The organism is Chitinophaga sp. G7 BAM 1005 (assembly GCF_057126945.1).
Window position 1 is genome coordinate 3,205,345 of sequence record NZ_CP181478.1, and the last position, 24,769, is coordinate 3,230,113.

22 protein-coding genes are annotated in these 24,769 nt (G+C 46.7%); 8 read left to right on the forward strand and 14 right to left on the reverse strand.

Features of this window, described 5'->3' with window-relative positions; genetic code table 11:
- Window positions 1-150 precede the first annotated feature (150 nt).
- Both ACMXI2_RS12705 and ACMXI2_RS12710 read right to left on the reverse strand, forming a co-directional pair.
- On the reverse strand, window positions 151-1,206 hold the full coding sequence (locus ACMXI2_RS12705) for an ABC transporter permease (RefSeq protein WP_483781941.1): 1,056 nt from the start codon (window positions 1,204-1,206) through the stop codon (window positions 151-153).
- An 8-nt stretch (window positions 1,207-1,214) separates the two neighbouring features.
- Complete coding sequence (locus tag ACMXI2_RS12710; RefSeq protein WP_483781942.1) at window positions 1,215-2,297, reverse strand: BT_3928 family protein; 1,083 nt, start codon at window positions 2,295-2,297, stop codon at window positions 1,215-1,217.
- Window positions 2,298-2,544: 247 nt separating this feature from the next.
- Here ACMXI2_RS12710 and folP point away from each other — a divergent pair, with 247 nt between their 5' ends.
- Both folP and ACMXI2_RS12720 read left to right on the forward strand, forming a co-directional pair.
- Window positions 2,545-3,408, forward strand: a complete 864-nt coding sequence (gene folP / locus ACMXI2_RS12715) for a dihydropteroate synthase (RefSeq protein ID WP_483781943.1) — start codon at window positions 2,545-2,547, stop codon at window positions 3,406-3,408.
- A gap of 24 nt (window positions 3,409-3,432) precedes the next feature.
- Window positions 3,433-4,245, forward strand: coding sequence for a diadenylate cyclase (locus ACMXI2_RS12720; RefSeq protein ID WP_483781944.1), 813 nt, complete (start codon window positions 3,433-3,435; stop codon window positions 4,243-4,245).
- 119 nt (window positions 4,246-4,364) lie between these two features.
- On the opposite strand, the gene ACMXI2_RS12725 is transcribed toward ACMXI2_RS12720, so the two are convergent.
- Both ACMXI2_RS12725 and ACMXI2_RS12730 read right to left on the reverse strand, forming a co-directional pair.
- A complete protein-coding gene (locus tag ACMXI2_RS12725) occupies window positions 4,365-5,240 on the reverse strand; it encodes an FKBP-type peptidyl-prolyl cis-trans isomerase (RefSeq protein ID WP_483781945.1) in 876 nt (291 codons plus the stop codon).
- Window positions 5,241-5,278: 38 nt separating this feature from the next.
- Entirely contained in the window at window positions 5,279-6,283 is a 1,005-nt protein-coding gene (locus ACMXI2_RS12730; RefSeq protein ID WP_483781946.1) for a DHH family phosphoesterase, read from the reverse strand.
- A 165-nt stretch (window positions 6,284-6,448) separates the two neighbouring features.
- Here ACMXI2_RS12730 and ACMXI2_RS12735 point away from each other — a divergent pair, with 165 nt between their 5' ends.
- Complete coding sequence (locus tag ACMXI2_RS12735; protein WP_079471943.1) at window positions 6,449-6,865, forward strand: nucleoside-diphosphate kinase; 417 nt, start codon at window positions 6,449-6,451, stop codon at window positions 6,863-6,865.
- 281 nt (window positions 6,866-7,146) lie between these two features.
- On the opposite strand, the gene ACMXI2_RS12740 is transcribed toward ACMXI2_RS12735, so the two are convergent.
- Entirely contained in the window at window positions 7,147-7,302 is a 156-nt protein-coding gene (locus ACMXI2_RS12740) for a hypothetical protein (protein ID WP_483781947.1), read from the reverse strand.
- On the opposite strand from ACMXI2_RS12740, the gene xerD reads away from it, so the two are divergent.
- Complete coding sequence (xerD, locus tag ACMXI2_RS12745; protein WP_483781948.1) at window positions 7,290-8,189, forward strand: site-specific tyrosine recombinase XerD; 900 nt, start codon at window positions 7,290-7,292, stop codon at window positions 8,187-8,189. The two genes, ACMXI2_RS12740 and xerD, sit on opposite strands and share 13 nt — an antisense overlap.
- 117 nt (window positions 8,190-8,306) lie before the next feature.
- Here the strand turns inward: xerD and ACMXI2_RS12750 are convergent, their stop codons facing one another.
- The gene (locus ACMXI2_RS12750; protein ID WP_483781949.1) at window positions 8,307-9,197 is read right to left on the reverse strand and encodes a hypothetical protein; all 891 of its coding nucleotides are present in this window, start codon (window positions 9,195-9,197) and stop codon (window positions 8,307-8,309) included.
- Window positions 9,198-9,681: 484 nt separating this feature from the next.
- Here ACMXI2_RS12750 and ACMXI2_RS12755 point away from each other — a divergent pair, with 484 nt between their 5' ends.
- From ACMXI2_RS12755 to ACMXI2_RS12770, 4 genes are all read left to right on the forward strand, one after another.
- Complete coding sequence (locus tag ACMXI2_RS12755; protein ID WP_483781950.1) at window positions 9,682-10,095, forward strand: hypothetical protein; 414 nt, start codon at window positions 9,682-9,684, stop codon at window positions 10,093-10,095.
- Window positions 10,096-10,806: 711 nt separating this feature from the next.
- Window positions 10,807-11,616: a sensor histidine kinase gene (locus ACMXI2_RS12760; RefSeq protein WP_483781951.1), complete on the forward strand. Its 810-nt coding sequence runs from the start codon at window positions 10,807-10,809 to the stop codon at window positions 11,614-11,616.
- A 118-nt stretch (window positions 11,617-11,734) separates the two neighbouring features.
- Window positions 11,735-12,391, forward strand: a complete 657-nt coding sequence (locus tag ACMXI2_RS12765) for a response regulator (protein ID WP_483781952.1) — start codon at window positions 11,735-11,737, stop codon at window positions 12,389-12,391.
- Between the two features lie 19 nt (window positions 12,392-12,410).
- Window positions 12,411-13,262, forward strand: coding sequence for a DUF2911 domain-containing protein (locus ACMXI2_RS12770; RefSeq protein ID WP_483781953.1), 852 nt, complete (start codon window positions 12,411-12,413; stop codon window positions 13,260-13,262).
- A gap of 178 nt (window positions 13,263-13,440) precedes the next feature.
- On the opposite strand, the gene ACMXI2_RS12775 is transcribed toward ACMXI2_RS12770, so the two are convergent.
- The 8 genes from ACMXI2_RS12775 to ACMXI2_RS12810 form a co-directional block, all read right to left on the reverse strand.
- Entirely contained in the window at window positions 13,441-15,150 is a 1,710-nt protein-coding gene (locus ACMXI2_RS12775) for a sodium:solute symporter family protein (RefSeq protein WP_483781954.1), read from the reverse strand.
- Window positions 15,147-15,278, reverse strand: coding sequence for a hypothetical protein (locus ACMXI2_RS12780; RefSeq protein ID WP_483781955.1), 132 nt, complete (start codon window positions 15,276-15,278; stop codon window positions 15,147-15,149). The genes ACMXI2_RS12775 and ACMXI2_RS12780 overlap by 4 nt, the downstream gene beginning before the upstream one ends.
- A gap of 3 nt (window positions 15,279-15,281) precedes the next feature.
- Window positions 15,282-15,458 (reverse strand): hypothetical protein, encoded by a 177-nt coding sequence (locus tag ACMXI2_RS12785; RefSeq protein WP_159454401.1) that lies wholly within the window; start codon window positions 15,456-15,458, stop codon window positions 15,282-15,284.
- 12 nt (window positions 15,459-15,470) lie between these two features.
- Window positions 15,471-17,948 (reverse strand): PIG-L family deacetylase, encoded by a 2,478-nt coding sequence (locus ACMXI2_RS12790; protein ID WP_483781956.1) that lies wholly within the window; start codon window positions 17,946-17,948, stop codon window positions 15,471-15,473.
- A 195-nt stretch (window positions 17,949-18,143) separates the two neighbouring features.
- A complete protein-coding gene (locus ACMXI2_RS12795) occupies window positions 18,144-19,589 on the reverse strand; it encodes a RagB/SusD family nutrient uptake outer membrane protein (RefSeq protein ID WP_483781957.1) in 1,446 nt (481 codons plus the stop codon).
- 7 nt (window positions 19,590-19,596) lie between these two features.
- Complete coding sequence (locus ACMXI2_RS12800) at window positions 19,597-22,839, reverse strand: SusC/RagA family TonB-linked outer membrane protein (protein WP_483781958.1); 3,243 nt, start codon at window positions 22,837-22,839, stop codon at window positions 19,597-19,599.
- 220 nt (window positions 22,840-23,059) lie between these two features.
- Window positions 23,060-24,091 (reverse strand): FecR family protein, encoded by a 1,032-nt coding sequence (locus ACMXI2_RS12805; protein ID WP_483781959.1) that lies wholly within the window; start codon window positions 24,089-24,091, stop codon window positions 23,060-23,062.
- 108 nt (window positions 24,092-24,199) lie between these two features.
- A complete protein-coding gene (locus tag ACMXI2_RS12810; protein ID WP_483781960.1) occupies window positions 24,200-24,766 on the reverse strand; it encodes an RNA polymerase sigma-70 factor in 567 nt (188 codons plus the stop codon).
- Window positions 24,767-24,769 lie beyond the last annotated feature (3 nt).

Sequence of the window (24,769 nt, forward strand, 5' to 3'; positions counted from 1 at the left end):
ATAAAGATTCGGGGAGATAAAAGCGGAACATCCCCTTCTATCTCCCCGAATCTTTTATAAAATCATATATGATCAAATCCTTAAAATCAGTATAATCAGCGTAATCCTGAGAAAGACAAAATCCGCATCGCCGAAGGCGATCCCTCCGCCCTACTCCAGCTTGATCCGCGGATCGATGAGGGTATAGAGCAGATCGGCCAGGAGGTTGACGATCACGAAGATGCCGGCCGTAAAGAGGATGGCGCCCATTACAACGGGGAAGTCGAATTTGTCCAGCGCCTCCACGGTTACCTTGCCGATGCCTTTCCAGCCAAAGATGTATTCCACGAAGAAAGCGCCTGCCAGCAGTTCCGCAAACCAACCGGTGATGGCGGTGATCACCGGGTTGAGTGCATTGGGCAGTGCATGCCGCCAGATCACCGTGGAGCGGGAAAGCCCTTTGGCGTAGGCGGTGCGGATATAATCCTGGTGCAATACATCCAGCATAGCGCTGCGGGTGAGCTGCACAATGATGGCCAGCGGGCGGATACCGAGGGTAATGGCCGGCAACACCAGGTTGCGCAGGTTTAGTACCCTGCCTTTGAACGGATCTACATCAAACAGGTTGCCCGACATATGCAGGCCGGTGTAATCACTCAGTACAAAGCCAAACAGGTACCCGAGTACAATGCCGGCAAAAAATGAAGGGGCCGAAATACCCGCCACGCTGGCGAACACCGCACCGGTGTCCATCCAGGTATTTTGCTTCACCGCCGATAATACGCCCAGGGCGATACCGGTGATGGTGGCAAATACCATTGCTGCTACCGCCAGCAGCAAGGTACCCGGCAATGCTTCCATTAAAATATCCCACACCTGTTTTTTACCCTGGTACGAGCGGCGTAGATAGGGTGCTTTCAATACCAGGAGCTTATCATTTGATATACGCGCTACCGTTAGATAGCGGAGATTTTCATCTGCCTCCTGTTGGGAGTGGATCCCAACCGGCAGGAGGTCGTTCAGATAATACAGGAACTGCGTCCCAACCGGCTGGTCGAGATGCAGTTCCCGGCGCACGTTTTCCAGGGAGGCCACGTCGGCCCGCTGCCCTAATGTAAGCCGCGCCGGATCGCCGGGCAGCACATTGAACAGGAAGAACACCAGCACCACTACGCCGAGCAGTACCAGCAATCCATATCCGGTTTTACGAAGCAGAAAACGAAGCATACATATTATTATGGTATATCATTGTAGTGCCATTTCCCTTTAATGGTGCCTTTGTTCAGCAGGATCAGGGCAGGATTGCTTCTGCCGGCGGTTTTAATAGCCACGCCATCCATCTGTACAAAAGGAAACTCCAGGCCGTGTTGTTGTTTGAAGGCGGCAATTTCCTCTTTGGTGGAAGCGGTTACTCCATATATAACTACCTGCTGGTTTTTCCATTGCTGTTGCAGCGCTTTTATTTTCTCGTCCCACCCGCTGCCGGCCTTCTGGGTATTCAGTACCAGGAAGAGATATACCGGTTTCGATTCAGACAGGATGGCGTTCGTTTGGTTAACCCCATCGAGGTCCGTAAGGATGAAATCCTTGATGGCCGGTTCCGCGTTTCCTTTCTTCACCAGTTTATCTTTGCGGTCTACAAATTTCCAGGTGCTGTCTGACCAGGGGTAGTTGTCGGCAGTAAATTCTTTCTTCTCCCCATTCTTTTCATATATAAAGATCATCTCGTACACGTCTGGTGTAGCGCCGGGAGGCAGTTTCATCTTCTCCGGAATATTATTACCTACTTTATAAGGCAGGCAATCAAAGAGAGGCAGGTGTTTTAAAGTATACCGCTGGATACCGAAGGCGAACAGGACGGAGAGCAGGAATACCGCGCCGGCTCCTTTAAAGAGCGGCTGTATTGTGTTGCGGTAAAAGAAGATAACGAGGATCATTACCAGCAGGATCACATCTTTCCAGAAAGTTTCCTCGGCGGTGAGTTTGATACAATCGCCAAAGCAGCCGCACTCACGGATGGTACCACTGAACAGCGCATATCCTGTGAGGAAAGTAAAGAATATAATAAGCAGCAACAGCAGTACGGAAAAGACCCGCATACGGTAGCCGATGAGTACTGCCACGCCGGCAATAATTTCAAAGGCATTCATGATAATGGAAAATGCCAGCGAATAGGGAGAAAGGAATGTGAGATGGAGCACCTCGAAAAACTCCTCCATTTTATAGCTGAGTCCTAACGGATCATTGGCTTTAATCAGACCAGAGAAAATGAATAACACCCCAACGATTATACGTAACAGGTTAAGGATAATCTTCATAAAATAGTTTAATGGTTAAGTGATCCGTGAAGATAAGAACAATCAGGGTTTACCTTTCCGGGAAATTGATGAGCGTATCTGAAAGTGAGTTGACAGCGCGTCAAATCTATTTCTGAAATTAAACATCTAAATTCCTAAATTCGGAAATGATTGATTTTCCTTCTTAGATTTGCAGGCAAAATAAAGAATTTCAGGTAAAAGGCCGGAACTATGTGAAAAATCAGGAGCAACTTCTTAACGCATTCAAATGAAACCACACCATATCCCGACAACAACATCTTCACCGGTAATAAATTGCAGGGGCCAATTGTTATCCCTGGCTACTCCTGCTGTAATGGGTATTATCAATGTTACCACCGATTCCTTTTATGAGGGCAACCGCATGCATGAGCTGCACCAGGTGATGGAGAAAGCGAAGCAACACCTGGAGGAAGGCGCCGCCATACTGGATCTGGGCGCGCAAAGTACCCGGCCTGGTGCGGAGATGGTGGGGCCGGAAGAAGAGATGCACCGGCTGATCCCTGCTATCCATGCCATCCTGAATAAGTATCCTGCCGCCATCATATCTGTAGATACGTGGTACGCCGCTGTGGCAGAAAAAGCGGTACATGCCGGCGCCGCAATTATTAATGATGTAAGCGCCGGGGATATGGATGCAGCTATGATTCCGGTTGTTGGTACGCTGCAGGTACCTTATATTGCGATGCACATGCAGGGTAAGCCTGCCACCATGCAACAAAATCCGCAGTATGAAGAGGTGGTTTCCGACGTACTGGATTACCTGAAAGAAAAGCTGGCCGCCTGCCGCGCTGCGGGTATAAAGGACGTTATTGCAGATCCGGGATTTGGCTTTGGAAAGACAATTGACCATAACTATGCCTTGCTGAAAAACCTGCGCCTGTTTTACGATATACTTGGCGTACCTGTGCTGACGGGCATTTCCCGTAAGTCGATGATCTATAAACTACTGAACATAACCCCTGCCGAAGCGCTGAACGGCACCACCGTATTAAACACTGTTGCCTTGCAACAAGGCACGCATATATTAAGGGTACACGATGTAAAAGCCGCTGTGGAAGCGGTAAGGATTATGGAGAAAATGAATGGATAATTTAATCTTGCTATTTTTACAACTATGAAGGAAGTAATAGAATTTTATGGAGTTGAGTTTCGATGGCTGGATCTACTGGACCTGCTGATTGTTGTTTTTTTAATCATTCAGTTGTATCGTTTATTAAAGGGTAGTCTTGCTTTTAATATTTTCGTTGGCCTGTTAATGGTATATGCGGCGTATTTCCTGGTGAGGGCATTGAAGATGCCTATCCTCACCATTATCCTGCAGAACTTTATTAATGTGGGTATCATTGCCATCATCATCATTTTCCAGCCGGAGATCAGGAAGTTCCTGCTGGTGCTGGGCAAGAAAACGCCGTTGAGCAAGGATAGTTTTTTAACCAAACTGTTCCTGCCTGATAAGTTTAAGAGTTATAAAGAAGAAGAAAACATTATTAATGAACTTATTGTGGCGGTGAGCCGGATGCAGAGCACCTGTACGGGGGCTTTGATAGTGATTGCCACTACCTACCGGTTGAAATTTGATTCTGCATCCAGTATTCCTATTGATGGGAACGTGAGTGCGAAGCTGATTGAAAGCATTTTTGAGAAGCACAGCCCGCTGCACGATGGAGCGCTGATCATTGTGGGCAATAAGATCCTGGCGGCCAAAGTGATCCTGCCGGTGTCGGAGAATCCGAACCTGCCTACCCGTATCGGGTTGCGTCACCGGTCGGCCGTGGGGATTACGGAGCATAGCGATAACCTGGCGATCATTGTTTCTGAAGAAAGGGGTACGGTGTCTTATGCGATCGACGGGGTGCTTACCCAGGATGTATCGCTGGAAGACCTGAAGGTGAAATTGTACGAGGTGTTGATAGACGGATACTCCTGATCAGTCAACCGACGCTTCATCCATGCTTCATCTACGACGATGAGGCGGACCTGAAGAAATCTTATAAAAGGAAAGCCCCCTGCCAAGCGGCAGGGGGCTTTCCTTTTATAAGCTGATAATTACTTACCTGGAGTAATTGGTTGAGCCGGAGCCGGAGCGCCTGCTTTAATGTCTACCAGTTGTACATCAAATACCAGGATAGAGTTTCCAGGAATTACCGGAGGACTTCCCTGTAAGCCATAAGCCAGTACAGAAGGAATTACCAGGGTAGCTTTGGAACCTTTTTTCAGGCCGCTTAAACCAGCATCCCATCCTTTGATCACGAAACCGCGGCCGATAGGGAATTTAATTGGTTCTAAAGGCATACCTGGGCGCATAGTTGAATCCTGGCTGGAATCAAATACTTTACCGGTGGTGAGCTTACCAGTGTAGTGTACATAAACGGTATCACCTGGATTAGGCGTACTGCCGGTACCTTCCTGGGTTACTGCTACGTATACGCCTTCAGCATTTTTAGTGGCGTTGATCTTGTTTTTATCCAGGTACTCTTTAATGAGTTTTTCGTCTTTTTCTTTCTGGGCAGCAGCAGAGTATTTGTTTTCTACTGCGAAAGTGATTTTCAGTTTATCACCTTTTTTACCAAATGGAGGACGCTCCTGAGCTGGTAATGAATCCCACGGAATAATAAAAGTAGCGCTATCACCTTCGTGGAGGAGCGCAATACCTTCCATCAGATCGTACTTGTTCTGTGGTTTTGCCACCAGCACCGGAATCGCAGCACCTACCATTTTACGGGAATCGCCCAGCAGGGAGTCATTGATACGCTGGGTAACATTCACCAGGGCAGTATCGCCTAATTTCAGTTGTGCTCCGCTGCCGGATTTGTGAACGATATACTCAATACCGCCCGGTGTTTTTTTAACACCTGTACCGCAACTGGCTAAAAGAAAGCCTAAAGCCGCAGTTGCAACTAAAAACTGATTGTTTTTTTTCATTTGATTGTATTAGTAGGTTGAAATACTTTATTTACAGTTTATTGTAACAGGTCTTCGTTCTCTTCCACGGCTTTGATAAAGCGGTCCACTGTTTTTTCCAGCGGATCGGTGCTGCGACCTCCTGAAGCGTTGAAATGCCCTCCCCCGTCGAAATATTTGCGGGCGAAGGTATTTACGTCGAAGTCGCCTTTGGAGCGGAACGACAGTTTCACTTCTGAGTTGCGGTCAATGATCAAAGCGGCCATCTTGATACCCTGTATGGATAACAGGAAATTCACGAGTCCTTCGGTATCCCCGGTCTGGAGGTCGAACCGTTTAAGATCGGAATACGGGATGGCCAGCATGGCGGTATTATATTCATAGAACACTTCCATGCGGTTCAGCAGACTATGTCCGAGGAAGCGCAGGCGGTTTTCCAGGAAGTTATCATAGATCGCCTGGTGGATCACCTCGTGTTTCAGTCCTCTTTCCATCAGGTCGGCTACCATACGGTGTACGGCAGCGGAGGTAGATGCAAAGCGGAAAGATCCTGTATCTGTTACAGTGCCGGCATAAATACACTGTGCAATTTCGAGGTTAATATACTGCTCATCTCCCAATTTATATATAGTTTCATAAACTAATTGGGCGGTGGAGCTGGCTTTTGTATCGCTCACCCCGTAGTCAAAGCCGGGCTGTGGCTCCAGATGGTGATCTATCAGAATTTTGATACAATCCAGTTTTTCCAGGTGGGGCGCCAGATTTTTGGTGCGGTAGAGTGCGTTGAAATCCAGGCAAAACAGGAGATCAATGCCTTCCAGTGCCTGAATAGCCCGATCCATAGAGGATTCGTAGTCAATCACGTCGTCCGCGCCTGGCATCCACTTCAGGAAATCCGGAAAATTTGTAGGTGAGATTACAGTTACCTGATGCCCTTTCTGTACTAAGTAGTGATACATTGCTAAGGAAGATCCCATCGCATCCGCGTCCGGCTTCTGGTGCATCGTAATCACCACTTTCTTAGGGCTCTCCAGCAAAGGCTTAATTTCCTCGATCGGCTTCATTAAAAAACTGTAATGTTAAGAGTTGATTTCCAATCACAACAAGTGGTTGAAACAGAAAACGAAGTGCGAAGATCTTTATTTGAGCCAGAATTTCAAAATTTTTTACCACTAAAGAAAATGTAATTACTTTTGCGGCCTAATCTGTAATTCGGAATTAAACATTATATGAGCAACAGAACATTTACTATGATCAAGCCTGATGCAGTAGCAAACGGGCACATTGGCGGCATTTTAAACATGATCAACGCTGCAGGTTTCCGCATCGTAGCCATGAAAATGACGCAGTTATCTACTGCTAAAGCTGGTGAGTTTTATGCAGTACATGCGGAAAGACCATTTTACGGTGAACTGGTAGAATTCATGAGCAGCGGCCATATCGTAGCGGCTATCCTGGAGAAAGACAACGCCGTAGAAGATTTTCGCAAACTGATCGGTGCTACCAATCCTGCCAATGCAGAAGAAGGTACCATCCGTAAAAAATACGCAGAGTCTATCGGCCGCAACGCGGTTCATGGTTCCGACTCTGATGAGAACGCTGCTATAGAAGGTAACTTCTTCTTCAGCGGTCTGGAGAAATTCTAGTACTGATTGGTAAAATCATTACGAAAGGGGGCAGCTTCAAAAAGCTGTCTCCTTTTTATTTTTATATCATTCTAACTAATTCATTTAAAATAATTTATAAGACTTATAAGAAGAATTACTTTAGACAGGAAGATAAAACTGACAAAAAGGCGCAATCACATGGTTTTAAATGAAAATATGATACCTGAAAACAGGCGAAAATGAACGCTTCAGACGCAAAAACAAGCAGTTTTGATTTCTCACTAAAAATGTCATTATCAAACAATTACAGCAAAATACCATCATCTTACTTTAAGTAAAACTTCTACCCTCTTTTCACCTCCAAAAACACCTGTTTTTCCTGGTATTATTTTACCACTTAAAGGATATTTTCCCGGATAGCCGTTACCGTGGTTTTGTAAAAAAGCATTTAACTTGCCGGCATATGTGGGAATCATTCCGGAAACTATTTAAAGGGTATTTAAGATTGGAGCGGTCCATGTCCGACCACTCCGTGGAAGCATATGTAAGGGACGTGGAGAAACTGGAGCAATACCTCCTCGCTCACGGGAAAGAGAAACTCCGGCCCCAGGATGTGACCTTTGAAGATTTGCAGGATTGTGTACAATGGATCGCCAAGCTTGGCATGACCGCCAGCTCCCAGGCCAGAACCATTTCCGGACTCAAAGCCTTTTACAAGTTCCTGCTGCTGGAAGACATGGCCCATGAAGATCCTACCCAGCTGCTGGAAGCCCCGAAAATTTTACGCAAGCTGCCCGACGTGCTCACCTTTGAAGAGATCGAAAAGATCATTGCCCAGATACCGCTGGACACCGCGGAAGGACACCGGAATAAAGCAATCCTTGAAACCATGTACAGCTGCGGGCTGCGGGTAAGCGAGGTGATTAACCTCCAGATCACCCAGCTTCATATGGATGTGGGATTTATCCGGGTAATCGGGAAAGGCAACAAAGAAAGGATGGTGCCTATCGGGAAAGACGCCATGCGGCAGATAGATATTTACCGGAGAAATGTTCGTATAGCGCTGCCCGTTAAACACGGCCAGGAAGACACCCTTTTTCTCAACCGCCGGGGCGCCGCACTGAGCCGGGTGATGATCTTCCTTATTATAAAGGAGCTGACCCAAAAAGCGGGTATTCATAAAAATGTGTCGCCCCATACTTTCCGGCACTCCTTTGCCACCCACCTGGTGGAAGGCGGCGCCGACCTCCGGGCCGTTCAGGAAATGCTGGGGCATGAGAGCATTACTACCACGGAGATCTATACCCACCTGGACAGGGAATATTTAAGAGATACCCTGATGCGTTTTCATCCCAGGTTTTGAGCGTATAAACGAAAACAGCTACCGGGGAAAGGTAGCTGTTTCACTTCTGCTGTTAGAAGGTCACAAACAATCGGGTAGTTTTTGCCATGATAAGGAAGGTATACACAAACAATGTTGTTACAATAAGCTATGGGTTAGTAAGCGGTATTTATCACTCTTCTTTCTCTTCTGGCTGGTGAGGGTGATTACATCGCTGAACCAGTGGCCAAGCTGGTCGGAGGCGCGTTTCACCCGTGACGGCCGGTAAATTATATTTACATTGCTGCAGGGGCCCAGGTCTTGCCGGTTAGGCATCCGGGCCATCTTTTCGTCTTCTGCCCACAGTAACTCGTTGTTCCTGTAAATTTTGAAATATACATCCGGGCCCAGGTTCCTGCGGCCGGGAATGAGGGAGTGCATTACACCATTTGCGAGGTGCTGTCTTGAAAAGTGAAGGGTGTAGCGTCCTGCCTCATTGGTGTGCGCCTGCCCGATCAGTTTACCGGTAAGGGCATTATAGGCTTCTACTTTCAGGTGTGGTTGTCCTGATGCCGCCATGTGTGGCTTTACCAGTCCGGTAATCACCCAGGCGCCTGCGTTGGCGTATATATTATGCCAGGCGGCAGCTGGAATAACATAGGCATAGGCGCCTACATAGCCGCCGCTGTTGCGTTTCCAATGCAACACCAGTTTACTCAGGTGGAAATTGCGGGACTGTTTCGTACCGTTTTTCCCGGGCAGCTGATCCAGGCACAGATCCAGTTCCAATGCTTCGGTGAACAGGTGTACTTCCTGCCAGAGGAGATTGAAGTTGCCTTTTTCATCCAGGGTAGCTTCCGCCAGTAACCTGTCTGCCTTCATCAGTACTTCCCGTGCCGACAGCGGTTTCATGTCGTTAAAAATTCCGTGGGGCTGATCTGCCGCCTGCAATACGGCAGGCAGGTAAACCCGGATGCGCGCATTTGCCAGGGGCTCTACGCAATCGTTACAAATAAGTGCAGAGATGTTTCCGATTAATAGGTAACTCATAATTTTATTTTTTTTAAAGAAAAAAAAAGGGGTTAACGAGCATCACCTGATGAATTGATTCTGCATAATACTAACCGAAAAAAACAAACATGGTAGAAAGGCCAATTACTATGAACTTTTCTGAGGACAATAGATTTAAAGCCGGTTGACAATACAAAGATTGAGAACTTTAAAGGAGCAGTCAAGCGTTTAACAACTGAAAAAAAGCTTTGCGTAGAATTACGCAAAAAGAGGAAGGGAAATACGGTATCCGCCTTTTAGCTGTTTCCTGGTATGCAAAAAGTGATGCGTATAAATACGCATTTTGAAGTGCCGGCTACGTAATCCGGTATGGGTATGGAGATCCATAAAATCGCGCAAAGCCAATAGCACACCGCATTCCCCCTGCGTAAAAACGCAGTTGCGACTTATATTAGCAGTCAGTGGCCGGATTGTATATGCGATTATTTATAATAATTTTACAGCAAACTAAAACTTACCCACTATGAATGATTTTCCAAAAAGGCCGATCCCTTCGGATACCGGCGCTTTCATTTCCCTGGAAGAAATGACCACCCTTACAAAAAATCACGACGAGGATCATGTAAATCAGAAATCCTTTGGTACCCATGTTAAGGCGATGTGTTTTGGTAAGGATAAAATTATTGAGTTGCTGGACCAGCCTGGCGCCACTGCTTTAAGGATCTATTATGGTATTAAGGTAGATACCGACGGAGATGGAATAAAGGAGAAGAAAATGATCCTGGTAGCTGTAGATGAAGAGGGCAACGATATACTGCCTGCAGAAACCACCAATGCCGGCCCTGGTGGCGTAGTGTCCAAAGGTGCTATGGCAAAAATTCTTGATTCTGGATTACCATGCCCGGAATATTGCTCAAAACCAGGAGGAAAAGAATAAGTGATAAATAATATCATCAACACAGCCATCTCGTGAATGTAACTATATTTTTTACCATTTTTTACAGCATGATGGGGGTCGAAGCGCTGGTCTTGATCCCCTTCCTTTTAAATTATAAGTCCCTGGATTTTTCATCCAGGTGCCTGTTTTTTTATATAGTAAGCTGTATTGTCTTTGCAGGGGGGTCCGATCTTGTACAGCGGTATATCGGGAATAACATGTGGTTTTTCAGTCTTATGCACTTCATCCAGTTTGCGATCCTTTCTATATTTTACTATCGGAGTATTCATAGCCCCACTATGAAAAACATTATAAAGTATATGCCTTTCTTGTTACTGGCGATATTTATATTTGACCTGTTTTTCATAGAGGGGGTGCGTGCCTTTAATTCCATCTCATCGGGTGTTAAGCAGCTTGTAGTACTTACCTATGGTCTTTATCTCTTTTTACAACTGCTGAGAGACCGGAATCTTATTGAAAATTCAATATACATTGACTCTTTACCAATATTCTGGTATAATTCAGGGATCTTCATTTTTGCCTGTACCGAATTTCTATTTTGCATCAGCTATAACCACTTACAGGCGCTCTTCACCACGGGAGTTGCCAGAATGGGTATGACCATCGCAATATTGAGTATCAATTATATTGTTGGAATGATATCAATGATTCTTCTTTATATTGGGTTCTCTAAGATCAAAAAACTAAAACATGCGAATTATTGATGTTATTGTAATTGGTACTACAGTAATGTTAATGCTGGGAGTTATCGTGATATTGCTGGTAATGCTCCAACAAAAAATGGTTATCCAACATAAACTTGATATACGTGACAAGGACCTCCAGCTCCAACGGGAACGCCTCATCGCAGTACTCCAGGGGCAGGAACAGGAACGTAAACGTATTGCGGAAGACCTGCACGACGAAGTGGGCGCGCAGCTATCCGTACTGAAACTCAACCTGGGCGGCCTGCAGCCACTGCTGAAAACCGGCAACGGCGAAACGGAGCGGCTTAAGGAAACCAAAGACTTCACAGATACCATTATACAACAACTGCGGTTCATCTCCCAAAGCCTGCATCCACAGGCGTTGGAAAACCTGGGCCTGGCACATGCGCTGGACTCCTTCTGCAACCTGATGAACAAAAACAAGCAGGTAAAAATAGCTTTTAAAACAGCCGGCAACGGGCAAACAGTTGACCGTGAGAAAGCACTGAACGCGTACCGTGTAGTGCAGGAACTGATCAATAATATCCTGAAACACGCACAGGCAACGGAAGTACTGATCACTTATCAAACCACTCCTTCCCTGCTTACCCTCACCGTGGAAGACAATGGAAACGGCGCTTTATTAACGTCGCTGGCCGCTTCCCGCACCAAAACCGGTAGCCTGGGGCTTAAAAATATTGAAAGCCGCCTCAATATTATCGGTGGAAACATTAACTTCACTCCCAGAACACCACAAGGTACCATTGCTACGATAAGTGTAGAGAATTATCAGTCACCTGCACAGAATAGTTGATACTTATGTTGTTTTATTACTAAATTGCCATCCGGTTGTGTTGAACCCGCTTGTAACAACATGACTCATAGTAATTTATTCTAAATAAAATAATAGCAAATCTTCTAACTGTCCACCTATGGCACACATAAAAGTGGCCATTGCTGATGATCACAAGATCTTCCGCAGTGGAGTCATAAACACACTGATTCCTTATGAAAATATCAGCTTCGTTTTTGAAGCCGACGACGGCGTACATCTGCTGCAGATCATGGAAACACAACAACCGGATGTTATCCTGATGGATCTTAAAATGCCTAATATGGATGGTATAGAAGCCACCATTAAGGTAAAGGAAAAGTATCCCGATGTAAAGGTCATTATACTCACCATGTATGAAGACGATAACTTCATTGTACACCTGGTGGAAAACGGCGCCAACGCCTATCTATTGAAAAATGCGGAACCGGAAGAGATCTATGAAGCCATCTGTACTACCTTTGAAAAAGGATTTTACTTTAATGATAACGTAAACCTGGCACTGTTAAAAAAAGTATTACACAAAAACAAACAACAATTTAAGCCAACACTCAAGAACGAAATCCAGCTCAATGACCGGGAGCAGGAAGTACTGAAGCTGATCTGCAATGAACTGACGACCCAGGAAATTTCTGAACAGATTTTCCTGAGTCCCCGCACTGTAGAGGGTATCCGTCAAAAATTACTGGAAAAAATCAACGTTAAAAACAGCGTTGGCCTGGTACTGTATGCATTCCGTAACGGATTAATAGAATAATTTTAAATACCCACCAAATATGAGTACTATCAGAACCTTTGCCGCTACAGCGGGCGCTATGCTGCTGTTGTATGCCGGCACTACCCTGGCCCAGGGCATTAAAATGCCTGCGCCAAGTCCTACGCAAACCATCAAACAGGACTTCGCTTTATCCAATATAGAGCTGAGCTACTCCCGTCCGCTGAAAAACGGCCGTGTAATCATGGGCGACCTGGTGCCTTATGGTAAAGTTTGGAGAACCGGCGCTAACAGCGCCACCACCGTTACCTTCGGAGAAGATGTAACTTTCGGCGGCGTACCCGTGAAAGCTGGTAAATATGGTTTACTTTCTATCCCCGGCGCCCAGTCGTGGACCGTTATCCTGACCAGCAGCCTCGATGTAACCAGCCCCTCCGCCTACAAACCTGAAAACGATGTTGCCCGTGTAAACGTAAAACCGGTAGCCACTCCTTTCAGCCAGGAAAGCTTTACCATCGGATTTGAAAATGTACGCTCCAACTCCGTGGTACTGGCCCTCAGCTGGGATAAAACCAAAGTACCCGTAGTGATCAAAGCGGATATCGACGACAAAATCACCGCCCAGATCAACGACGCCATGCAGAACGCTGAAAAGAAACCTTACTTCCAGGCAGCTGTATATTACTACGAAAGTGGTAAAGACATTAACAAAGCCGTAGAATGGATCAATGAGGCTGCTACACAAAGCCCCGACGCTTTCTGGATATGGTATCAGAAAGCCCGCATTAACGCGAAAGCTAAAAATGTAAAGGTGGCAAAAGAAGCAGCACAGAAGTCAATAGAACTGGCTACTACTGCCAAAAACGACGACTATGTAACGTTGAACAAGAAGTTACTGGCTACCTTAAAATAAGTAGAAAGCGAATTTTGTCTTTCTCAGGATTAAACTGATTATACTGATTTAGGGATTTGATCACTTTTGATTTAAAATGATTTGGGGAGATATAAGCGGATATTTTCGCTTATATCTCCCCGAATCTCTTATTAATCTTTTATAAAATCAAAAAAGTAAAATCACTAAATCAGTATAATCAGTTTAATCCTGAGTCAGACAACCTCCGCGTATTTACAAAATACTGGAAGATCCAACCCAGCAATACTACCAGCAGACACCCAATCGCATTAAGCCAGAGGAAAGACACTGTACCGGTCCAGTAAATCACCAACACCACTATTTCCCCGATAATAGCCGCCCAGAAAGTAGCGGTGCCGCCTACCCGCTTCAGGTAAAAAGCCACCATGAAAATGCCCAGGATCACCCCGTAAAACCAGGAACCCAATACATTCACCACTTCTATTAAACTACCCAGGCTGCCGGCAAACTGCGCTACCAGGATACAGAATACCCCCCAGATCAATGTCCACAGTTTGGATATTTTGAGATAATGCGCTTCCGATGCCTGCTCGTTATACAATCTTTTGTACACATCTATCACCGTGGTGGACGCCAGCGAATTCAGCGCCGCAGCAATACTGCCCCAGGCGGCCAGGAAAATGATGGCAATCAGTAGTCCTACCAGCCCTTTTGGCAAACTGTTCACCACAAAATGAAGGAATATATAATTGGTATCATTGGTATCTGCAGTAGGGTCAGATGCTTTGATAAGCGACAATGCTTCAGTTCTTACCACCTGCGATGCATCATCCGTTTGCTGCAACGCTTTCTTAGCAGATGCAATCTGTGTATGGTTGTCTGTTTCCAACGCAGCGGCCAGTTGCTTTACCTGCTGCTGTTTCAACGAACCCAGTTCATTGTACTGATCTTCCAGCTTCAGCAGCGCCGGCCCCTGTTCGGTTTTATGTACCTTTGCCAGCTGTGCCTCATTAAAGAAAATGGGAGCACGGAAATACAGGTAAAAAACGAACACCAGGGCGCCTATCAGCAGGATCAGGAATTGCATGGGCACCTTCACCAGGCCATTCATCAGCAGACCCATACGGCTTTCTTTTATCGATTTCGCTGTAAGGTACCGGCCTACCTGCGACTGATCCGTACCAAAGTACGACAGCGCCAGGAAGAACCCTCCTATCACCCCGCTCCAGATGTTATATTTATCCTGCCAGTCGAATTTCGTAACAATCACATTCAGCTTATCCATTTTACCGGACACCTGCAACGCCTGTTTCAAACCAATGTCGGCCGGTAACAGGTGAACTACCATCCAGCCTGCGAGGAACATACCACCAAAGATGATAGCCAGCTGGAACGTTTGTGTGTAAGCCACTGCGCGTGTACCGCCCGCCACGGTATAAATAATCAGCAATCCGCCCATGATCATATTTGTCCAGTACAGGTTCCAGCCCAGCAGGGAAGACAAGATGATAGAAGGTGCGCAGATACTGATACCTGTTGATAAACCGCGTTGGATCAGGAATAATGAGGAAGCGAGGGTACGCGTTTTCAGATCAAACCGTTGCTCCAGGAATTCATAAGCCGTATATACTTTCAGTTTATGGAAGATGGGAACAAACGTAATACAAAGCACTACCATTGCCAGGGGCAAACCGAAGTAATATTGTACAAAGCGCATCCCATCCGTATATGCCTGGCCGGGCGCTGATATAAAGGTAATGGCGCTGGCCTGGGTACCAATGATCGACAGCAGAATGATATACCAGGGCATAGACTGGTTATCCAGGAAATAACTTTCCATGTTTCGCTGGCCACGGCTTTTCCAGACACCATAAAATATGATTACAGTGAGGGTACCAATCAGTACCATCCAATCTAAAGGACTCATGAAAACGTTTTGGTGAATAAGTAGAAGAGTACTACCAGTAACAGCAACCATGCTATTACCAGTACATACCACCACGCCCATGATGGAAACAACGGCGGTTTTTCTTCCTGCAGGTTATCTGCTGCCATAGTTTAATCGTTTGAATTGCTTTTAGTCCACATACTGCTGGTCAACAGTCCCAGTGCAATACCAATGATCAATCCCACCTGCACACGCTTGATGGTAAATCCGATCAGCAGGCCGAGGATAATACAAAAGCCGGCGGCGATCTTTAGCCTGGGACGATTTTGTTGATGCTTCTTACTCATTTTCTTTCATCCCTATTTTACAGAAATCAGGTTTACAAATAAACGATAGGCGCCGGGTACGCCGGCAGGCAGCTGCCTGAAAAATGATAAGCCGGTATACACGTAGCATCCTTTTCCATAGTGAGCAACGAGGGTGGATCCATCCAGTGGCCCTTCCCCTTTGTCGTTCATGCTGAAAGGCTTATCATATGCTTTGTCGGCATTAGCCGTGTAATATAATCCTCTTTCCTGTACCCATCCGTTAAAATCAGCGGCGGTAATTTCGTTTGGATAATGCAGCACCGGGTCTTTCGGGTTGTTGAATGTTACAGTAGCATTTTCATCTGTTACCCTGTCGCGCGACAGGCTGAACGGATACGGTCCCAGGTTGCCGGTTACCAGCGAACCATTCACGTTGTACTGGATCACCAGTTTGCCGCCGTTATTTACATATTCCATCAGCTTTGGCTGCCAGTATTTCATACGTGCGTTTACGTTATAAGCGCGCACCCCTGTGATAATGGCGTCGTATTGCCGGAGGTTACCATTCATAATATCTTTTTCGCCCAGCTCGGTTACATCGTATCCTACCTGGCGGAGCGACGCCGCTACCATATCGCCGGCGCCGGGGATATATCCGAGGCGGTTGCCGTTATGTTTGAGGTTAACAGATACCAGCCTGGCCTGCGCCGGTGGGAACAGGGTGATCACCGGAATATGATCATAGCGGATCTGCTGCAGGCTTTGCGTATATTCTTTACCGTTACAGGTCATTACAACAGTAAAAGTATCTGCATGATTTTCCACTACTCCTTTAACCGGCTTAATATCAAACCGGAGTTCCACCTCATCCCCTTTCTGTTTTAGGCTAAAGGGCTGGCTGTTGCCATCGGCAAAGCCGGCGGGTAATTGCAGCCGCACAGTTCCCTGTGTGTTATCGGACATAGCGCGGAGCTTCACCGGTACCGACTGCGCTTTGGTATCTGTAAATATATATACCTGGTTGCTGAGATCGGCCACCACTGGCGGCGCTATCACCAGCGGCTGGTACAGCTCTCCTTTTACAGGGTCGGTGTATTTATATTGTAAGGGGCGCGCAATGGTAAATGGCTGTCCGCCGATAGTAAGATGGATTTGCGCCTGCAACGCAGGAATATTCTCCGGGTTGCCTACCAACAGCGGATCATTGATGATGTAGGTGCCTACCGGGTGCGCGTCTGCCAGCCAATAGGGCTGCGACTCCGGTGTGCCGGCGGGTACCTGCAGTGTTTTAGAGATGCTGGTAAATTTATTGAAGGCCAGTGGTTGCGGATCTCCTGCGGTGGTGTTGCCGGGCAGATCGATTTTATCCAGCGTTATTTTTACCGGGCCCCTGTTGATCAGCTGCACGGTAGCTTCCATATTGGTTCCGGGCACTACGGTGGGCGATGTGCTGTATGCTTCTGCCCATAAGCCTGCACAGGCGTAGATCAGCTGCTCGGTTTCTTTCAGTTTGAGATTGCGCCAGTATCCTTCGGGTAAAGCCTGGATAGCGCTGCGTATTTCCAGCAGGGCCGGTACGGAGGCCGCAGGATCTTCCATGTTGTAAGCCGCCAGTGCGGCGTTTACCAGGGCGCCTACTTTAGCGCCGCCGGAAATCCTTGTCCAGCTGGTATTGATATCGTCGAGTAAGCTCTTTTTGGGTGTGTTACCTTTAATGGTCAGGAAGTATTCCTGCGAGGTGCCACGGGATGCAGGTACGCCAAATCCCTGGCTCTTGTGCTGGGAGCGGCTTTCAGCGGCTATTTCCCCGAAGCCTTTTCCAAGCAACGGGTTGTAAGCGCCTACATCTATTTTAAACTGGTCGTCGGAGGTAGTGTTTACATTGCCGAAGCTGAAGGTATTCCAGAGGATGCGTTTGGCCTGCCAGGGTTTTACCAGTTTTAACTGTTCCGGAAAGCGTTTTGGATCGGCGGCGGCGCTATAGGCTTCTTCCGCCAGCATGGCCGAAGCGGTATGATGTCCGTGTCCGGCGCGACTGTCGGCCGGGAAGCGGCAGATGATCACATCCGGTTGAAATTTACGGATCATATATACTACATCTCCCAGGATCTGTTCCCGGTTCCAGATGGTAAATGTTTCCTGCGGATTTTTGGAGAAGCCGAAGTCCTGCGCGCGGGTAAAGAATTGTTCTGCTCCATCGATGCGGCGCGCTGCCAGCAATTCCTGCGTACGGATCAGGCCCAGTAACTCTGACTGCTCATTGCCTACGAGGTTTTGCCCGCCATCACCGCGGGTGAGCGACAGGTAGCCGGTGCGATACAGTTTTTCCTTTGCCAGGTAACCAAGCAAACGGGTGTTTTCGTCGTCAGGATGGGCGGCAATGTACAATACGCTCCCGAGCGTATCTAACTTTTTTAATTGCAGTTTTATGTCGGCTGCGTTCCATACAGGTGAAGGCTGTGCCAATGCGGGTAAACCCAATGCTGCCAATAAAATTATAACCAGTGCGGTAGATCGTTTTATAAACATTTGATGGTACGTGAATTTACAGATGGTCAAAAGTAATAATTAAATAGTGGGACAGGAAGATAAATATGATGAGCGTAGCAGAACATAGGATAATAGAAAAGTCCCGGTGAGAACCACCGGGACTTTATTTCTTCATAAGCAAAAATCCAACCAGCTCGTAAGCAAAAACCAATTATTAACAAAGGCGGTTTAGATTTAATTGTAACCTTCGTTCTGCTGGTTGCGTATGTTGGGGTTAGCATCCAGTTCTCTTTGTGGTATGGGCAATATTACTTTCGTATTAGGCCACACTACGGGTATCGTTTTGTCACTCGCCAGGAATTTGGTGAATGAACGTTTTGTTCTGATTAAGTCAAACAGCCGGTGCCCTTCAAAGGCCAGTTCCTTTCTTCTTTCCAGCAGGATTGCGTCCAGGAGGGCCGGTCCGGTAACCGTTACCGGCGGGGCATTATGATCGGCGCGTTGTGCCACCAGTTCCAGGTCAGCCTGTGCTTCCGCGGTGCTTCCAAGGTGTGCTGCTGCTTCTGCACGGATCAGGTATAATTCCGCCAGCCGCATCACTTTAATACTTTCTGTAAACGTGCTCACATCCTTGTATTTGGTAATGATGTTAGCCGGATCTTCGCCGCCGTTGCCGGAGCGTTTACCTTTCAGCAGAAAGTCCCTTCTTACATCTGTTGCCTGGTAGATATTGTAGATGTTATTTGTTGCGAGTACATCCCCATATCCATCCTGGCTGAACATATAACTTAAACCATCTGTGTTCCGGTTATCTACCGGGGTATTGATGATTTCAAAAACTGTTTCATTGTTATTGGTGATCTTAAAATCGCTCACCAGTTTTTCGTTGGGCAGCAATGCGTATTTATTGGACTGGATCACCGCATTCGCATAAGTGGCGGCGCCCTGCCAGTCTTCCTTATACAACAGGATCCTCGACAACAATGCTTTGGCGGAATACACATTAATACGTCCGGAAGAAAAATCGGTGCTTTTGCTTTCTTCAAACCTGCTGATTGCCGTAGTAAGGTCGCGGATGATTTGCGCATAGGTATCTTTTATACTGCTGCGTGAGGGCGACTGTACCGAATCCACGTTAGTGATGGTCACAATAGGAATTCCCATGTGAGTGGCGCCGGGCGTATAATTATACGGTTGCGCAAACATGCGCGCTATATCAAAGAACACCTGCGCCCGCAATGCGTATGCTTCTGCCACAATCTGTTTTGCCTCTGTGCTGTCGGCCGCCGATGGTAACAGGGAAATGTAAGGTCCTTTCATAATTACCATATTGGCATTGGCTACTACGGCGTATAACTGGTTCCACGAATCGGTGGTATACTGATCGTTAGCAGTAACGATGTACTGATCCTGGTTACGATACCGGTTGCTGTTGATGACGCTGATAAAACCATTGTCGGACCGGAGATCCGGCAACAGCGGCATGGTACGTCCATAATAATTTTCATTCTGCATCAGCGAATACACCCCGTTAATGGCTGCCCGCAGTCCGGGCAGATCGGTAATAGCGCGGCCGGTTTCTGTTGACTGATCCGGCTTCTGATCAAGGAAATCCTTGCTGCAGGCGCCGAGTAAGCCAGCCAGTAATATCAGTACGCCGTATGTATATTTCTTTTGCATGAATACCTTAAAAGTTTACATCCAATCCTATCAGGAAGGTTTTAAATACCGGCGGACGCTGGTCGTAATCCCCTGTTACCGGTACTTCCGGGTCCATTGTGAGATACTTGTCTTTTACATACGTCCATAAGTTATTGCCGCGTACATATATTTTCACTTCGTTGATGTTGGCTTTCCTTAACCAGTTTTGTTGCAGGTTGTAAGCCAGCATCACATCCCTCAGCCGGATGAAACTACCATCGTACAGGAACCTGGACGAGCTTTGGTTGCTTAACCCTGATTGTGTGCCACCGAATACCACCTTTGGTACGTTGGTGATATCACCTGGTTTCTGCCAGCGGTTTTCGTAGATAAGGCGCGACATTTTTGCGCCGCCGCCGAATCCGCCGCTGCCGTCTGATTCAGTGAATGTGCCCCAGTTGTCGTATACTTTATTTCCCCAGTTATAAAAGAACTGGAAGCTCAGATCAAATCCTTTGTAGCTGAAGTAGTTGGTAACGCCGCCATAAAATTTTGGCAGGGCGCTTCCCTGGTTAAACCGTTGCGCTTCGCCGTAAGAATTGGTGGTAGTGGTTTTAGACGCATCTTTATACCACAGCGCTTCACCAGTTTGCGGATCAGCCCCTGCAAATCCTACCAGGAAAAACTGGTAGAAATCTGTCCCCACTTCTCTTTTGTATGGGACGTTGGTAATCGGATTATCCAGCCGGGTAATTTTATTGTTCAGCGTTGAGATGTTGGCATCTGTACGCCATGAGAATTCACTTTCATTTTTTGCGATGATATTGCGGGAGGAAAGAGATATTTCCCAGCCGCTGTTTTTCATCTCTCCGTTATTTCTAAAAACAGTGGTAATACCATTTGCAGAAGATACCGGTACATTAAGCAGTAACCGCGACGTGGTTCTGTTATAGTATTCCACCGTACCGGACAACCTGTTTTTGAGCAGGGCAAAATCGAACCCTATATTAAATGGCCTGTTCTGTTCCCATGTAAGAAAGGGATTGGGGTATTGCGTGAGCACATACCCCGGTTTCCCGTCATAATCATTTGCCGGACTATACAGCGACAATGAAGCATAGTTATCAATAGCCTGGTTTCCGTTGCTGCCGTAGCTCGCTCTTATCTTTAATTCGTTAATGACGTTTACATTCTGGAGAAATGGTTCCCGGTAGATATTCCACGCGGTTCCGATGGACCAGAATGCGGCACTTCTTTTCTGGCGGCCAAATCTCGAAGAGGCGTCTCTCCGGATGGAGGCTGTCAGGTAATATTTCTGCTTGTAGTCGTAACTGTTATTCAGGAATAATCCTGTTAGTGAATTGGCACTGGATACAGAGGATACACTTTCCGGTTTGGAGGCGTCGGCCAGCAGTTGCAGATCCGGCAGCAGGTTGGAGGCTGCCGATGCGTTGCCGCTGTTGGTTGTTTTTTGCGCTTCATATCCTACAAAAGTGTTGATCCCGTGGTAGCCCCATCTCCTGTTGAACCGCAGGATATTGGTAGATACCCAGTTGTTCCACAGGCTGTTGTTCACCGATACCCAGCCATTGGTATTTCTTCCGTCCCCGAATCCCGGTGCAAAAAATGAATTGCTGCGGGCGTAGTTGAGGTCGAGGCTGATTTTCGTTTCAAAGGAAAGAAAATCAGTGAATGCGTATTTGGCGCCGGCGCCTCCGAGCAGGCCATAGATGGTACCTGTGCGGGTATCGCCGTTCAGTACGGCCACCGGGTTAAAGGTGTTGTTGTAGCTGAAATCGTAGCTGCCATCTGCATTATACACTTTCAGCCACGGTTGTAAGCGGACGAGTGAGCGTACCGGGTTGGCCATTAGTCCTACATCTCCTACTGCGTTTGCGCGCTGGTAGGATAACGACAGGTTAACGTCGAACGATAAGCGGTTGGTGGCCTGGTTGCTCAGGTTGAGCTTACCCGTCATACGTTTATAGTCCACTCCTTTCAGGGCTGATTTAGAATCATATAAGCCGCCGGAAACATAAAATTTTGTTTTATTACTTCCGCCTGCGGCAGATAGATTAGCCTGTGTATAGCTTCCGTGGCGCGTTAGCACATCGATCCAGTTGGTATTAACGGTGGTATCCACGCCACGTGCGCGGAGTTCCCGTTGAAAACCGGCTTCTCCTGTGCCATCTGCTTTGTGCGCCCATCCTTCGCGGAGGAGTTCCATCATCTCTTTGGTATTGAGCGGATAGTTGGCCTGCGGGATGGTGAGCTGGTTGCTGCCTCGTTGTATCGCTGCGCTGATCTTTGTTCTGCCCTGGCTGCCGGATTTCGTCGTAATCAATATTACGCCGTTGGCAGCGCGGGAGCCATAGATCGACGCAGAAGCAGCATCTTTTAAAACAGAGATTGAAGCGATATCTGCGCTGTTAATTCCTGCGAGGGAATTAACATTATAATCGGTGAGGTTGTCTGTTACCACAGGTGTGCCATCTACCACGTAAAGTGGCGAGCTGCCTGCGGTAATAGAACCTATACCACGTATGTGAATACTGGGTATGGAACCGGGCTGGCCGGAACCATTGGTAGATTGTAAGCCGGGTACATTGCCTTGTAAGCTTTCCTGGAAGCTGCTACGGGGTGCTTTATCATACAATGAAGTACTTACCATAGTAGCTGAACCTGTCAAAGAACTTTTTGTTTGCACGCCATAAGCCACTACCACCACTTCGTTCAATCCTTTGGAATCGTCTTTCAGCATGATGTTGAGAGGGGTGGTGTTGTTAACCGTCACCCGCTGTTCTTCATAACCGATGAAAGAACAGATCAACGTTGCTGAGGAAGGCGCTTCCATATGGAATGCTCCATTCTCATCTGTAGTAGTTCCCTTATTGAGCCCTGCAATACGCAAACTCACACCTGGCAACGGATGTCCGAAAACATCTGTTACTGTTCCGCTGATACGGATATTCCTGATCTCTTTGTTTTCAGGCGCTATTGCCACGAGGGTGGCAGAAAGCTGCTTAAACGTGAGGCCGGTGTTTTTCAGTATCTTCTTTAAAATATCTTCAGTCAAAGCATTGGTTTCATTCACCGACACTTTTTTACCTGCCGGAATAAGATCGTTGCGATAAACAAAACGGTAACCGCTTTTCTTTTCGATCATCTTCAGCAGCCGTGTCAATGGCAATGAATCTGCTTTGATGGAAATGCGACGATCCTGTTGACCGAAGACATTCCCCGTTATTTGCAAACAGGTAATAAGAATAATAAAGGACACCAGTTTCATTATCAGTACAACTTTTCCCTATGTTTTTAGACGCAAAAGGATTACATAATGTATGTTTTTTTTCCATACATTTAGGTTGTAAAAGGTCATAAAACTACGACAGGACTACATTGCCAAGTGAAGCTGACTGCCGTTTGATCTCAACAAAAGGGGTAAATGTTTGCAGCATTTGCCCTTTTTTTTATCTGAGAGGTATCGATTTTCTGTTGACTTTCCCCCTTTACTGGGTAATAAATACTTCATTGCTTACTATCCTGCAATGAAATGATGTTGTAACCTTCAGCGCTTCCAGTACTTCTGAAAACGATTCATTTTTAAAAGTGGCGGTGAAATGGTAGTCTTTTAATTTGCTACCGTTGAGATGGATTTTAATACCATACCAGCGTTCCATTTTCAGCGCAATATTTTCAAAGTTGTCGTTGTCGAACACGAGGTAGTTGTCGCACCAGGCGGTTTCCGCCACCATGCTGTCCTGCGTGTTACTGCGAATATTTTCTACCTTGTAGCCTGCTACGAGGTTGGGTTGGGTCAGTTTATCTGCTGGTGTATGTTCTAAGATGATCTTTTGATTAGGCGCCAGTTTCACATTCCTTTCCACGCCGTCGTACAGTGTTACTTCTACTGCGCCGGTGATGAGCGTAGCCTCTGTAGTATGATCTCCTGTGTATGCTCTTACATTAAAGGAGGTGCCCAATACTTTGATCTCCATTTTGGAAGTATGGATAGAAAAAGGTTTGGCTGCATTCTTCGCTACATCAAAAAACGCCTCTCCTTCCAAAGTAACTTCCCGGCTGCCCAGGTTGTTCATGTCAGGATCATAGGTTAAACGGCTGCCGCCATTGAGCCATACTTCCGTTCCATCGGGCAATTGTGCCCGGGAGCGGGAGCCATCGCGGGTATAAATGGCCGCCACCGCTGCTTTTCCGGCTTTTTGCGGATACTTTACTGATAAGAGATAAATACAATAGCCTCCCAGTACCACTACCAGTATGGAAAGAACAGCCACCCATTTGCGGAAGTTCCTTCTTACTCTTTTAACGGGCAATTCTTCCTGTGGAAACTCCTGTTGCATTCTTTCCAGGTGTTTATCCAGCGCACGTTCCGTTCTGGTTTCCCATTCTGTATTACCGGCCGGCTGGGGCCAGTTGCTTAATACGGATAATTTATATCTCAGATCCGGATCTTTCTGCAATGATGCTTCCAGTTCACGCAACTCCTCCATCGTGGCCTCGCCCGATACTTTCCTTCCCATCAAAAGCCATATTCTTTCCTGTTCCATGTGTATGATACAAAAGCATGATTATATAGAAGGACAAGTAAATTGCAGGAATCTACTACTCCGTCTGAAAAAAAATTTAAATTATTTTGTTTTAATGAAGGAGAGGTTAATTACCTCGCTGATTTTTTTGAGTGCCTGGGCCATGTGAACATCGATGGTGTTCACAGAAATATCGAGGATCTGGGCTACCTCTTTATATTTAAGACCATCTTCGCGGATCAGTTTAAAAATCATCTTCCTTTTGGGTGGGAGTGCATTTACGGCGGCTTCTATCCTTTTCACCATTTCCCCGGAAATGAAGATCTGCTCCGGCGTAGCGTAGCTAACGCTAATGTCTACCGTTACTTCATCGAGACTGAAATGCTGGGTACGGGCTTCCTTATTTAAGTAGTTAAGGGCTATATTTTTTGTAGATACATAGAGGTATACCCGGAGATTCTCTACCTGGAGCAGGCGTTCCCGCTGCTTCCAGACATTCATAAACACATCTGACGCAATTTCTTCCGCAGACTCCCAGGACTTCACAATGGAAAAGGCAAACTGACTCAGCGGTTTGTAAAACAACCTGAACAATGCTTTATAAGCCTGTTCATCCCCTAAAGATGCCACCCGTTCCACCAGTAGCTGTATATTAGCTTCTTCCCTCAATGA